The sequence below is a fragment of the Nonomuraea sp. NPDC001831 genome, assembly GCF_042892035.1.
Taxonomy (GTDB): domain Bacteria; phylum Actinomycetota; class Actinomycetes; order Streptosporangiales; family Streptosporangiaceae; genus Nonomuraea.
In genome coordinates this window covers 493,523-507,248 of record NZ_JBIATU010000002.1, presented here as the reverse complement: position 1 = coordinate 507,248, position 13,726 = coordinate 493,523, and the positions used below count along the sequence as shown (strand labels likewise).

Annotated in this window: 8 protein-coding genes; 6 read left to right on the top strand and 2 right to left on the bottom strand. The window is 65.2% G+C overall.

From position 1 onward, the window contains the following. Positions 1–31: 31 nt before the first annotated feature. Together ACFYYW_RS07935 and ACFYYW_RS07930 are read left to right on the top strand one after the other, a co-directional pair. Positions 32–577: a hypothetical protein gene (locus ACFYYW_RS07935; protein WP_387646330.1), complete on the top strand. Its 546-nt coding sequence runs from the start codon at positions 32–34 to the stop codon at positions 575–577. After that, entirely contained in the window at positions 577–3,483 is a 2,907-nt protein-coding gene (locus tag ACFYYW_RS07930) for a M48 family metalloprotease (protein ID WP_387646328.1), read from the top strand. The genes ACFYYW_RS07935 and ACFYYW_RS07930 overlap by 1 nt, the downstream gene beginning before the upstream one ends. Positions 3,484–3,526: 43 nt before the next feature. Here ACFYYW_RS07930 and ACFYYW_RS07925 read toward each other — a convergent pair whose 3' ends face one another. Next, a complete protein-coding gene (locus ACFYYW_RS07925) occupies positions 3,527–5,542 on the bottom strand; it encodes a CehA/McbA family metallohydrolase (protein ID WP_387646326.1) in 2,016 nt (671 codons plus the stop codon). Positions 5,543–5,736: 194 nt separating this feature from the next. Between ACFYYW_RS07925 and ACFYYW_RS07920 the strand changes: the two genes are divergently transcribed. Both ACFYYW_RS07920 and ACFYYW_RS07915 read left to right on the top strand, forming a co-directional pair. Beyond that, complete coding sequence (locus ACFYYW_RS07920) at positions 5,737–6,561, top strand: hypothetical protein (protein ID WP_387646324.1); 825 nt, start codon at positions 5,737–5,739, stop codon at positions 6,559–6,561. Positions 6,562–7,075: 514 nt separating this feature from the next. Continuing rightward, the gene (locus ACFYYW_RS07915; protein WP_387646322.1) at positions 7,076–7,726 is read left to right on the top strand and encodes a DUF6461 domain-containing protein; all 651 of its coding nucleotides are present in this window, start codon (positions 7,076–7,078) and stop codon (positions 7,724–7,726) included. Positions 7,727–8,160: 434 nt separating this feature from the next. Here the strand turns inward: ACFYYW_RS07915 and ACFYYW_RS07910 are convergent, their stop codons facing one another. Continuing rightward, entirely contained in the window at positions 8,161–8,418 is a 258-nt protein-coding gene (locus ACFYYW_RS07910) for a UTRA domain-containing protein (protein ID WP_387646319.1), read from the bottom strand. A gap of 1,237 nt (positions 8,419–9,655) precedes the next feature. Here ACFYYW_RS07910 and ACFYYW_RS07905 point away from each other — a divergent pair. Further along, positions 9,656–10,513 carry a hypothetical protein gene (locus tag ACFYYW_RS07905; protein WP_387646316.1) on the top strand — a complete coding sequence of 286 codons (858 nt, stop codon included), beginning with the start codon at positions 9,656–9,658 and terminating at the stop codon, positions 10,511–10,513. Positions 10,514–11,757: 1,244 nt separating this feature from the next. After that, positions 11,758–13,726: tetratricopeptide repeat protein (locus tag ACFYYW_RS07900; RefSeq protein ID WP_387646314.1), on the top strand; the 1,969-nt coding region annotated here is incomplete at its 3' end.

Sequence of the window (13,726 nt, the reverse complement as noted above, 5' to 3'; positions counted from 1 at the left end):
CGTCACAGAACGCGATGCGGAGAGGGGCGTCATGAATCCTGGAACGGCTTCGCCCGGCAACGGCGGTCCTACGAGCAGGGCGGCGACGACCAGGGTCCGCGACGTCGTGCGCGATGTGGTGGCGGCGACCGCCCCGGAGGAACTCCTGCTCGTGGACGGGCTGGCCGGGCTCGACGACGGCCTCGTGATCCGGCGGCTGGGCCGGCGGGGCACCCGGCGTGAGCCGTTGGGTTTCGGCCTGGGCGAGATCGCGGCCCTGGTGACTCCGGTGGTGTGGCTCGTGATCGACGAGGCCGCCCGGCGGGCGGGGACCGCCGCCGTGGACGGCGCGGCGGCGCGAACCAAGACCGTGCTGCGCAAGGTCTTCCGAAGGCCGGCAGCGGCCGTCTTCGTCCCTGACCTGTCCCGTGACGAGCTCGCCCAGGTCCACCGCAGGGTGCTGGAGACCGCTGTGGAGCACGGGCTCGATGACAGTCGCGCCCGGCTCATCGCCGACGCCGTGGTGGGCAGGCTCGCACTGGCCGCACCTGAACCGGACGGCCCTGACGACGGCGCCCCGCTGACGAAGAACCAGTGATGCGGGCCACGGCCTCCGCCCCGCGGATCGACGAGCGGGCGATGGGCGCGGGCACGACCGTGCGTTTCGTGCTGCTGCTGACTCTGCTGCTGGTGAGCAGCGGTTCGATGATGCAGATCGTGGCCCGCGGATACTACGGCGGCTACGGATACGGCTGTCTGCTCGCCGCCGGCGGCGATCCCACCCGGGGCACCGACCGGGCCGTCTCCGCGCGGATCATCGCGTCCCACGACGCCTACTGGGCCTGCGTCGATCGCTACGAGCCCGCGGCGCCCTGGTGGCTGCCCCTTCTGGGGCTCGTCCTGGTGGCGGCGGTGGCCGTGGCGCTGTTCCGGTGCCTGCCGCACTGGAAGATCCGGCGGCGCCGCCTCGTACCGCTGGACACGATCGACCACGACGGCGAGATCGGGCGCAGGATGGCGGAGCTCGCCGCCGTGGCCGGCCTGGCCCGCGTGCCGAGGATCGTCGTGGACCCGACGGCGGTCACGACCGACGCCGTGGTGTTCGGCAGCGACCGCCGCCCGATCGTGTGCCTGCACGGCGGGCTGCTCGCCCGCAGGACCACCGATCCCGACGGCTTCCGCGCGAGGGCGATGCACGAGTTCGCCCACATCCGCAACCGCGACCTCACCATCACCTACGCCACCGTCGTCGTGTGGCGGGTGTTCGTCGTCCTCGTGCTCATCCCGTACGTCGTCTGGTACCTCACGGCGATCCCTGCCTCCGCGCGGTCGCCGTTCTGGCCCGGCGAGACGGCGTTCACCACCCGGAGCCTGCTGCTGCCGGTCTGCATGATCCTCCTGGTCTATCTCGCCCGCTCGGACGTGCTGCGCAGCCGGGAGATCCACGCCGACCTCGCCGCCACGCGCTGGGGCGCCGACCTGCGCTCCCTGGCGTTCACGGCGCCTGCCCCCGCCACGGGCCGGCTGCGGCGGGCGCTCGGCTCCTTCGCCGAGCTGTGGCGCATGCACCCGCGCTGGACGCTGCGCCGGGACGCCGTCACCGACCCGGCGGCGCTGTTCGGCGTGCAGGCGCTGCCCATGTTCCTGACCGGGGCCGCCGCTCCGCTCATCGACGTCCAGGTGGCGGACTACCTGCCGCTCGTCGCGAGCGGCACCTGGATGGGCCGGCTGCCGGCCCTGCTGGTGGCGGGTCTGGTCACCGGCGTGGCCGGGATCGCGCTGTGGCGTGCCGTGGTCCACGCGGTGCTGACCGGGCGTCGTGCGCCGTCCGGTGTGCGCGCGGGGCTGTGGCTGGGAGCCGGTGGAGTGGCCGGCGAACTGGTGCTGAACCGGATGACGGTCCTGCGGTGGTTGCCGGACCACCCGTTGGTTCTGGCGCTGGTGTTGTGCGCCGGGGTGGCCTTCGCCTGGTGGACCGCCCAATGCGCCGAACTGTGGGTCAGGGCCTGGCCGGGGCGTACGATCCGGCCGGCCATGCTGCTGGGGCTCGCGGCCGCGTGGCTGGTGCTGTTCTCGTGGTACGTGTGGTGGCAGAGCGAAGGCGCGCTGCTGGCGAGCACCGGAACGGTCGACCCCGCCGGGATGCGCCTGATCCTGCGGGACCTGTACGGCGCCTCGCCGGCCGAGCATCCGGCCGTGCAGTCCGCGATCGGCGCGGTGTGGCCGGTCCTGACCAGCCTCGACACGCCACTCGTCCTCTCCGCGGTCATGGCCCTGTGGGCGGTGCCCCTGCTCACCTGGACGTTCCGCCCGGCCACCGCTCCACCCTTGTGGACGCTCGGCTCCTTGCCCGACCCCGGCCGGTGGGAGGCGCCGGACGAGGGGGTGCCGCCCCGGTGGCGGCTGCTGTCGGTCGTCCTGCTGGGGGTGCTGACGGGCTGGACCGCCGTGGCCATCGTGATGGGATACATGCACACCTGGCAGCCTCCGCCGGCGGAACGGGGAGGCCTCTACGCCCTGGTCTACCAGGCGTGGACGCTCGTGGCCCTGGTGGCTGCGGCCGCGGCGGCAGCCGCCGTCGCGAGCGTTGCGGCGGACCGCTACCGGCTGCTCGTCGCGCTGATCACCGCCGAGGTCGTGGCGTTGGGCGGCCTGGCCGGCCGCTTCGTGCTCGCCGCCGCGGACGGCTGTTTCCCGCCGCTCAACACGATGGCGGTGCGCTGCCACTGGCTGCCGGACCCTGCTTGGACGCTCGTGCAGAACATCATGGGGTACGTTCTCGTGCTCGCCGCGGTTGCCGCCGTCCTGACGGCCGGCATCGTGGCCGGCATCGCGGCCGGCATCGTGTCGGTGGCCCGGAGGCTGCGGTCCCAGACCCGAAGCGCGCCCCGCGAGCTCCCTGCCCGCGAGCTCCCTGCCCGCGAGCTCCCTCCGCGCGAGCTCCCTCCCGGCCCGCGGCCGAGCGGCCGGCTCGTCGCGCGGCGGGCCGGCACGGTCGTGCTCTGCGCGGCGGCCGTGACGGCACCCCTCGTGGCGGCCGCACAGCAGGAATCGCCAGGACCTGCCACCCTGTCCCAGGTCCAGCGGGTGGTGGGCCTCGACGATGCGGCGGCGTCCGCCGAGATCCGGCAGCTGCAGGTGAAGGCCTGGTGGGCGCACGGCGGATGGGATCTCCGCGAACGTTACAGGGCCGATGTCGCACGTCTCTCCAAGAGCCTGAACGACGCCGCCCAGACCGGGCGCGGCTCCGTCGACCAGGCGATCTTCGGCCCCCTGTGCGCTCACATGGAGGAGATCGCCCGAGACGCGGGCCGCTACTTCGCCGCCCCCGACCCCGCGACCCAGGTTTTCTGGCGGACGTTCATCACCCAGGCCGGCAACGGAGGCCGGAACTGCCGTAAGGGCCTGGGGGACGAGAACGGTGACCTCTTCATCACGTCCATGAAGGAGCTCATCGCGGCCGGGAAGGCGCTCGAAGCGGTCACCGCCAGGATGCCGAGGTGACACCCGCCTCTGCGACCGCCGGGCGTGTTCCTGAGAGGCGACGTCAGGGCAGGCGGTTGCGGTAGACCTGTCTGGCTCGCTCGTACAGGGCCAGGTGGTCGTCCACCTGGGCGGGGGTGTCGAAGCGGCCGGACTCGCGCAGGATCGACTCCAGCCGGTCCAGCCAGGCCAGGCACCAGCGCACGTCCGCCTCCCTGGCCACGTGGCCGCCGGCGACGTCCAGGTACACGGGGCTGGTGTGGGCGTAGGCGCCGCGCCGGTGCTGGGAGCGCGGATGCGGCCCGCCGGTCGCCACAGCCACCACGTACGTCGGTTCGTCCGCCGTCAGCGTGGCGACCAGCCGCCCGGGTGGCCCCTGCGCGAGCACGCCGGCAGCGGTGCGGATCTCCAGTTCCTCGACCTCCGGCCCGATCGTGGAGACCACGATCTCCACCTCCTGGCCCGGCGGCAGCTCCAGCGTGTCGCCGGGGCCGTGCCCGTCCACCGTGAGCTCCAGCCACGGCCCGGTGGTGGCGAACGTACGCCCGAGCTGGATCGCCTCGGCGTAGGACTCGGCGGTGAGGGGGCCGGCGACGTTGGCGTACACCCGCTCCCAGCCGGGCGGGGCGGAGGCGGTGCCGCGGCGGCAGAAGGACAGCACGGCGTCGGTCCCCGCCGTCACCGCCAGCATGTTGCCCGCGCCGATGAGACGGCGGTACACGGCCGCCGTGGCCAGGACGGAGGAGTGGTTGAGCACGTCAAGGGAGTCGATCAGGCCCAGCGCGGCGTCGGCCACGATCTCCCTGGCCGCGCAGGACCGCCCGCGATCGAGTACGACGTCCGGCGGGTCGTCGTCGCCGAACGCGGTGTGGAACGGGTGACCGTAGGAGACGATCCCGCCGAGCGCACTCAGCTCCTCGCACGCCGCCGCGTTGGGCGGCCAGTCGGCCGTGCCGCCGAAGCCCGTGTGGTAGCGGCCCGGCAGCCCGCGCAGCCCGAACGCCGTGCAGTGGCCGAGCACGTCGTTGCGGTACTCGACGCCGATCCTGGCCACGTGCCGGGCGTCGGACCACGGCAAATCCTTGCCCACCCACTGCTCCAGCGCCTCCACGTCGTAGACGCGCTCGCTCGCCACGTTGCCCGCCACCAGGTTGAGCACGTGGAGGTCCTCGCCGAGCTGCGCGGCGGCGGCCAGTTCGGGCGCCGCGGGCTCCTCGCCCATCCAGTTGAGGTGCACGTGCAGGTCGCCGCCGTACCAGCCGCGGGCGGCCGCGTCGTACAGCCGTTCGGGCGCCAGCTCCACCAGCGTCTCCGCGCCGGCCTGCGGAGTGATGGTCACGTCGGCGGTGCCGTACTCCATCCCCCTGGCCACGGTCACGGTGACGGGCTCGGCGGGGACGGGGACCACGAGGTCGTCGCCGTGGAAGAACGGCCGGCGGTGCGCGTCCAGCTTGGGCGGCGCGCCGCCGGGGTACCAGCCCTGGCCGTTCGCGCTCGTCACGCTCCACCGGCACGGGAACCCCGCGCGCAATCGCACACCGGCCGCCGCCACCCGCCTGCTCAGCGGCGCCAGGTCGACCGCCCGCCCGTCGACGACGACGGACTCGGCGACCTCGACCACCTTGGCCCCGCGCGCCTCCACCGTGTACCGGGTGCCGTCCACGAGCACGGTGACCGGTTCGTCCCGGCTGGAGTCGAGCAACAACGCCGTACGGAACGGCTCGCCCTCCAGCACGATGCGCGTGACTGCCTCCACCGCGCAGCCGCCGGGCGTCAGGCGCAGCACGGGCAGGTTGTCCACGACGTCGCCGGCGAGCGCGTCACGCACCACCCGGTCGGGGTCCACCTCGCCGAGGTGATCCTCCAGCTCGGCGGGGGGCACGTCGGGGTGGCGTCCGGCCAGCTGGCGCAGGCCGGTGTTGTAGAAGTCGTAGCGGCGGTCGAGGAAGACGGTCGCCCATGCCTGGACGACGTAGGACAGAGACGGTTCGCCCCAACAGGGACCGTGCGCGTCACGGAGCGCGCGGTAGTCAGCCAGGGCAGCGGATACAGGGCCAGGAAGCAACGCATCGTCACACATCGGACACTCCTCGGAGGGGACCCATGGTCATACTGACATGGACCTCCCGCTGTGTCCCGCTTTGCGGAGAAGGGCAAGACCTCAAGGCGATCGGCGCCCCGAACCCAGCACGTCCACCAGCATCCCCGTCGCGTTTCGGCAGTCGCATCCGGTCCGTGTTCCGCGCGTGTCCTGATGGAGGCATTCTCTTCATCATGAGAAACACGCTCATGACGTTGGTGGCCTGCGGTGCTCTGCTGGCAGGGATTGCTCCAGCCCAGGCTTCCTCGGAGCGAGAAGTCTCCCGAGATCCCGTCCAGGCACTGAAAAGCGTTCTGGCAAGCGGACACGGCGTGCGTTTCACCGAAACTGCCATCGTCTCGAAGGGCACGAAGAAAGTCACTGAACGCCGACGTGAAGGCGCCTTCGAATTCAACGCGCCCAACGGAGGCGTCAAGGCGTTGGACGTCACCACGACCGGAGGCGCTCATGGAACCGAACGCGGCATTGGTTTCAATCACGAGCCCGGCGGCACCAGCTACCAGTCCGGTGGGCTCATCGGGAAGTGGCTGAAAGACGGCAAGGTCTGGTGGGAGAACTCTCACCGGTTGTACCTCTGGCACACCGAGCTGCTCGGATACGATGAGCAGCTTCTCAATCCGACAGAGCCGGCCACCGTGGCGGCCCTGCTGAAGAACGGCCACAGGAACGGGACCAGCGTCACCGGCGTGATCACCTTCAAGCAGCTCGGCAAGGCTCGCTCCGTCTGGTTCGGCCATTCCACCCAGGGTTCGTGGGGCCTCGTCGGTACGAAAGTCTCCTACACCCTCACGCTCACCCCGACGGGATCGATCAGCAGAGTGCAGAGCAGGTACACCCTCGCCGGCGGCCTTGATGAATTGGTGGGCAGAACCTTCTCCGTCGACACCCAGTACCAGGGGTGGGGTGAAAAGGTGTCCGTCAAGCCGCCGAACCCTCGCGACACGACAACTGAGTTGTGCATCAACGGCGAGGTCTGCCACTGGCGTCTTCCGAGTTGAGAACACGCGCATGGCGTACTGCTCGGGAAGATGGGCGACCCTGCGCGGAGGCAGGCATCGTGACCAAGGGCAGCCGGACGCCCATGGCGGATCAGCCTGTACTGGCAGCCGTGCCCGTGGTGGGCCTGCGCGACTGAAGACGGTCCCACTCGACATCGATCACGGTCCACGGAGGGCGAGCCGCCACGGAACGTGGATCCACGCCGACCTGGCAGTCTTCTGGAGCCGTGTCCGCGCTTGGCAATGGAAAGCTTTCGAACAACTGGTCGGTTCTGGTAATCGACGGTCAACAGAACGGCTGATGGGGATCGGCCGTCTGGGTGTTTGGCTCGGAAATGAACGAATTCTGGACAATGATACGCTGTGGCTCTATAAGAGCGGTCTATCCTTTTCTGCTAATGGCGACTGAGAGGCCAATCGAGTCGCTATAGTCGCACTTGCGATATGCTGGAAGTAACGTGTCAAGGTGCGGAACTTCCAGCATATCCGACTTTAATCAGAGGTGAGGTGGCCGGTGGCCGGTGGCAACTATCGATGGTTCGCAGATGAGTTCAGCCACTGCTGGATTGAGGGCTTCTGTCTCACCTTCATCGCCGACAAGCCTGCTGACGTGGTCAAGGATGCGCTGGTTTCTTCTCCCAGTGCGCAGATCATTGACGTGGAAGATGAAGATCAGCTCTTCATTGCAAGCCTATATGAGGCTGGGAATGGCTCAATAATGCTCGAACGCGGGGGACATGCGGGATATATGAAGAAGATTGCCGCCCTGCTGTCCCTGGATACCTGTATTGCCATAATCGTTTACTTCATCATCGGGTCACCAAAGTTCGCATACGTGGACAACGGGACTCTTGTCTGCGGCTTTCATATCATGGATCCAGAGGGGAGGGAGGGTAGCTCTCCTGACATTTTACTGCCTCAGTTGATGGCCGCAAATCTCCTGCCCGTAGATCGCTCAGCACAGGAATGGGAGGATGAAGAAGGCGAGATAGAGGAAGGCGGGGAAAGTGAGGGAATAGACAGGGTTCTGCGGACAATCTCCGTTGCCGCTCAGCTTGTTAACGTCCCGTTCGAGCGGCAACTCTTGGAGAGTCCTCGACATTTCATGTCGATGGCCGATCTACATATTTCTGACAGCGAGGCGATGTCAAGATACATCTTTTAGCCTAGTGCGCTAGTACTCTTCCCGGTGATGCCGGAGGACAGGCCCGCCACTTGTTCATGCTGATCGGCAACCCACGCACGAGTCGGATGGCGTCGCGGGGAACTGGCCGCCAGCCGCGCTCGTGTCGTCCGTCGACTTGGCGGTCTCCGGCGTCCGGGCACGTGACACCGTTCAGGCCGAACGTCCAGATCTCGCATGCAACGTCGAGCGGGTCGCCTGTCCCTGATGGTTGCGGCAATCCGGCGGTGACAGATTGACTCCTCGGTCCAGCGCAACACCGGTCCCTCAATACCAAGGAAAGCTCGTCGCTACAGATCGTATCGACGGCTCAGCCGCAAGGACTCTTTCACGGTGCCCATGTCGGCGCGTGTCCCAGCACTCCACGCATGCACCTGGTCGCCCCGATTCCCGGGGAGCCGGGGCGCCAGACAGGGTTAGGCGTTCTCCTCGACCGATGGCTTGTCGCGGCCGGAGGCGCGTCCCATCATGCCGCTGTAGAGCAGCGTGAACCGGTCGGCCGGTACCACGATGTCGGCTGTCTCGACCCGCGTCTCCCCCGAGTAGTACATGCGTTGTACCGTCACCATGGTCGAGCCCGGCGCGTGCCGTAGGCGCTCGCATTCCTCAGCCGTCCCAGGTCGCGCCCCGACTTCTTCCACCCAGTCGTCGATGGGCATGCCGATGCTCAGCATGCGCTCGGCTACTCCGCGGCCGGCCAGCCACGTCGCCGCAGAGGGGCCGCTTGTGGTCATGGGTTCTCATCGCAGCCAGCACATCACGGCTCATTTCGGGCTCGTCGTGACGCCGACATCGGTCAGTATCTGGTTGATCCGGCCCTGAGGCGTGACCCTTACCGATCTCAATTGCGTGTGAGGAAGCCACAGGTCGCATGAGGCACGTCGCTGTTTAGGGATCGATGGAAGTCCGATCCTGGCCCACAACCCGCGAGCGTTAACGAGAAGGGGCGGGGCTCCGTGAGACTGGAGGCCCGCCCGTATCTGTGATGTGTGCGCTGGTCAGCGGCCTGAACCGCTGATCAAGATCTTGTGCCCCCTGTAGGATTCGAACCTACGCACCCGGCTCCGGAGGCCGGTCTGAATCACGCTCTTGACCAGCGATAACATCAACGATGGATGCACACCCGTACGTCTCTGGTACGTGATCAAGCTTTCAGGCCCCTTGCTTCGGCCGGTTCTTCCACCAGATCCTGGGACAGGAGATCAGACTGGCGCCTGAGGAGTGGTCATCGGAGGGCAGTGGGGGAGCAGTGCGATCAGCATGGTCTGATCCCGCCCCTGATCACAGCATGCGCCGAACAGGCGCGTGGGCTTACGGGAAGCCACTGTGCACGCTGTGCCGAATCGGATGCCTACTAGGAGCACACTGATGCCTCACATCGGTGCCCTTCGCCTTCGCTCAGCACAGATGCTCTCCAGCAGCGCTTTCATCAAGAAGGCCATGGGGCGGCGACTAGGTGTGAGGCAGGCGCTGTGCAGAGTCTTGGCTTCTTCGTGATTTTGAGCAAAAAGGATCGCTGATCCTCATAATATCCCTATGACTAGAAGGCGTTCACGAGCAGGCGAGCCTGCACCCACTGGCGCTGCCCCCAATGTCAGGGACCTACTCAAGTCGTGTGAGGCGCCTCTGCGCGACTTCGAGGCAGTGCCGGACGAGCGTATCGGCCTCGCGCGAGGCGGCCGGTCGGCGGTAGCGATTGCCATTGCTTCTGAACGACTTCCGGTACCCGGGTCGCTTGTCCTTGTCATGCTACTTCTGATTCGTGCGCACGACCTCGGGAGATCTGACAAACTCGCCTGGGAGTATCCGTTCAAGTTTCGCGGACATGACTGCGCTCTAACGCAGGAGAAGTTTGGGATCAGGCTCTACATCGCTCAGGCGTCATTAGAAAGATCTGGCGAGTCTGCGGAGATGCTCTCCCAAGAGGTAATCTCAAAGCTGTCGGTAGCATCACGCTGCCTTGAAAATAAGCTGCTGCGAGATGTCGGCCGTCAGCAGGTCGCCGCAGGGCGTATAACCGTCAGAAATCAGATGTCAAGCTTGCGGCGGATGTACTTGTACTTCCGGCAGATGGCCACGGATACATACAACGGGACCAGCAAGCATGAACGCTCTTCTGGACGTATAGCTGGTGAGCCAGCCATCTTCGCTGAGATATTCGACCGCATGGATATCGAGACAGAAGGATTCTTCTGCACCGTTGCGATGACGAGCGCGTACTTCAGCCTATTGGAGCATCTTTTTGTCCTGGTCCTGCCCGCTACAGATTTCGATCCAGCGCAAGAACTAGTTACTGACTTTATAGGCATGCGTCTATTTGACAAGTACGATCGAGTGTTCAATGACCCAAGCAATCACCCCGCAAGTCTCTATCGTAAACGCTTGCACGATGCTGCCGAGCGCTGGAGGAACCCGTATTCTCACGGTGGTTTCGATAAGTCCCATGGCTCCATTTTCTTCCATATCCCCGAAGTGGGGGCTCTGTCAGTATTGCTCTCGGATATTCGCACGCATCCAACCTTTTGCCTTGTGCCAGATCGTGAGATGAGCTTCGACCAACTCTGTATGTTGTTCGATGAAATCGATGCATGGCTGAGAGCGGGGCCTCTTGTGTTCGGGATTGATTGGGCGGAGGAGGGGTTGGATGTACCCTTCAATCCGGAGTTCTTGGCGGCATTCAGGAGCGCGGCCGGCGCGGGATCTGAAGCATTCTCGGAATTCTTGGAGCACGCTTCATGTGCTGCTGAAATGGTGGCAGGTATGGACTGAGGTGCGTATTTCCGTGAGAGAGGGAGGTGTTGCGGTGGCATGTGCAAGGATATGGAAATCCCCTGACTGCTCGCTGCGGTGCCTGAGACAACCTGCCGCTTGCCTAAGCGTTCACCATAAGGGCCCTAGGCCTCAAGCGGGCCATATGCAGTTCATTATTTGCGTTGGCGGGGAGGTTCGGGCTTGTCGGCAATCCAGCGCAGCAAGCGGAAGGCGCGCTCACTCAAGCGGTCCGACCCTAACAGTGCTAGACCCATGACCAGGAGACAGAGAGATATTTCTAGGGTGATGATGGCGATGGCGAGCGTCGGGTGAACGACCGATGATGCCGCTGGAGTACCTACTATGGCTGCCGCAATGGCTGTTTGGCGTTTATGGCTCGACGTTGTTCTTGGCATGTGTCCCATGTCAGCGGCCTTGGATGTGGGGCGTCCCGGCATGTGGGTGACCCGGGGTAACCCCGGGTGCAATCTGATCACGTGATCAACGGGGGTAGTGGGAGTGAGGCAGCCTTCAGGAGGGTTCTCATCTTGAGGAAATGCAGGTCAGCGACTTAGGCGCAGTCATCTCAGCAGCGAAGAGGCGGGCGTGTGGCAATGCAGGAACCCTCAGCCCAAGAGATCCAAAGGATCTTCATCGGGTATCTGAAGCAGGCCCGTGAGGCAGCTTGGAATCCGTCTGCTCTCTGGTTGTCTCGTCACTCGGGCATCGCGCAGAGCACCGTGGAAGGTCTCATCGGAGGGCGACGTAGCCGCCTGCCGGATTGGAATACCCAGGTTGAGCCTCTGTTGCAGGCCTACCGTCGAAAAGTGGAAGACGACAGGCGAGGTTCTTCTGACTTGGTATTAGGCGCCATGGTGGCCTGGAAACGGGCCTATGATGATGCGCAAAGCGGGCGGCCGCTCACCTGTCCGCTACCACTGTCCGTGTCTGCCTCCAGGTCGGCCGATCAGCGTGATGCAGGCTGTCTTACTGAACTGGCCCTGCCTAGGCTGGGACAGCCGATCCGGGAGCTACGTCCCTTGGATCTGGAAGTGCACCCAGCGATCGACGTAGGCACTACAGTAATTAGCCATAACGAGCTGCCTCATTACGTGCGGCGCAACCATGATGATGTACTAACGCAGCGAGTCGCCGCAGCACGAGACGGCGCCAGTCAGATACTGACCTTAGTTGGCGGTTCATCCACTGGTAAGACGCGTTCATGTTGGGAAGCTGTACGTGCTTTAGAGGACCCATGGCGATTGTGGCATCCGATCAATCCCGGTCGACCAGAGGCGGCGCTGGCTGAACTGCAGGCAGTTGGTCCCTACACGGTGATATGGCTAAATGAAGCTCAACACTACCTGCTCACGCCTGTCAGCACAGTCGGCGAGCAGGTTGCTGCTGGACTTCGCGACCTGTTACGTACTCAAGCACGAGGGCCCATTCTAATCCTGGGCACGCTATGGCCGCGGTATTGGGATATTCTTACGGCTGGCCCCGACCGTGATGACAACGACCGACACGCTCAGGCGCGCACATTGTTGGTCGGTTCCGCTGTGCGTGTTCCTGCCGCCTTCAGCACTGGCGAATTGGCTGATGCTGCACGTGGCGCAGAATCGGACCCGAGACTTGCTGAAGCTCTACGGAAAGCCCCCGCCGGGCAGCTGACGCAATATCTAGCGGGAGGGCCGGCCCTGCTGGAGCGTTATCACGCGGCCGATGTACCGTCCCAGGCGGTGCTGCACGCTGCGATGGATGCTCGCCGGCTCGGGCATGATCCTGTCATGTCGCGCCTATTCCTAGAGGAAGCCGCGGCCGGATATTTCTCCGAGGAGCAATGGAATCTGCTGTCTGAAGATTGGGTACAGCAGGCCTTCAGCTATCTCACCGATCACCGATCCTGTCGTGGAGTGTCAGCTCCTTTGATGCCTGTTCGCCCCCGCGGCGATGGTAATCGCCGCGGAGAATATCAAGTCCGCCAGCAAGGGTATCGACTTGCTGACTACTTAGAGCAGCATGGTACGCAGGACCGCCGTCTCATATGTCCCCCAGTTGAGTTCTGGGACGCAGCCATCCGTCATGCTGGTTCCTCAAGCAGCTACACGTCGCTGGCACGAGCGGCACGCAGTCGGGCTCGGTATCGCCACGCTTTCGCTCTGTGGCATCGAGCTACTCAATCCGGCGATAGGTCGGCATTTCTGCACCTGGCCCGACTACGAGCGCAGGCCGGAGATAGCGAGGAGGTAGACCGACTGGCTGGCGCAGCCGCCGAAGCTGGAGACGCCACGCTCCTGGCGGAGTTAGTCGAAGCGCATGAGCTCATGGGGGATGGAGAAGCGGCAGAGAGGCTCGCTTGTGTTGGCGCGGATACCGGTAACACTTCAGCGCTGCTGCGCTTAGCTAGATTGCGCGAGCAGGCTGGGGATCACGATGACGCGGAGCGTCTTGCTCGCAAGGCAGCCGATGCCGGGCACATATTGGCCCTTGGGGATCTTGCTTGGTCGCGTGAGCGTGCAGGGAAGCACAAAGAAGTGGAGCAATTGGTTCGTGTAGTCGCCGCTACAGGTGACGCTGCACTGCTGATCGACCTTGTAGAGGCGCGTGAGCGTAGAGACGACACAGAGGGGGCGGAACGGCTTGCACGGACGGCCGCTGATGTTGGCAATGCTTCGGCTCTGCGAACTCTGGCTTGGTCTCGTGAGAAGGCTGGGGATCTTGAGGGTGCGGAGCGGCTTTACCGCATGGCTGCTGACGCAGGCGATACGACAGCGCTACGAAGTCTGGCTTGGTTACGTGGGCAAGCTGGGGATCTTGAGGGTGCGGAGCGGCTTTACCGCATGGCTGCTGACGCAGGCGATACGACAGCGCTACGAAGTCTGGCTTGGTTACGTGAGGAGGCTGGAGACCTGCACGATGCCGAGAGGCTCTACCGCTTGGCCGCAAGAGCCGGCGACGCCGCGGCGCTGCCTAGTTTGGCGAAGTTGCGGGCACAGGCTGCAGATTATGAGGAGGCTGAGCTCATAGCACGCAAGGCGGCCAATGCTGGCAACGCTCTAGCGTTGGTGACCTTAGCTCAATCGTGTGAAAGAGCTGGGGATGCAGTCGGTGCTGAGCGTCTGGCGCGGGCTGCGGCGGATGCGGGCGACACGTCGGCCTTACGGAAGCTCGTTAAGAACCGGAGCCAGGTCGGCAATTTTGGCGAGGCTGAGCGTCTGGCGCGGGCTGCAG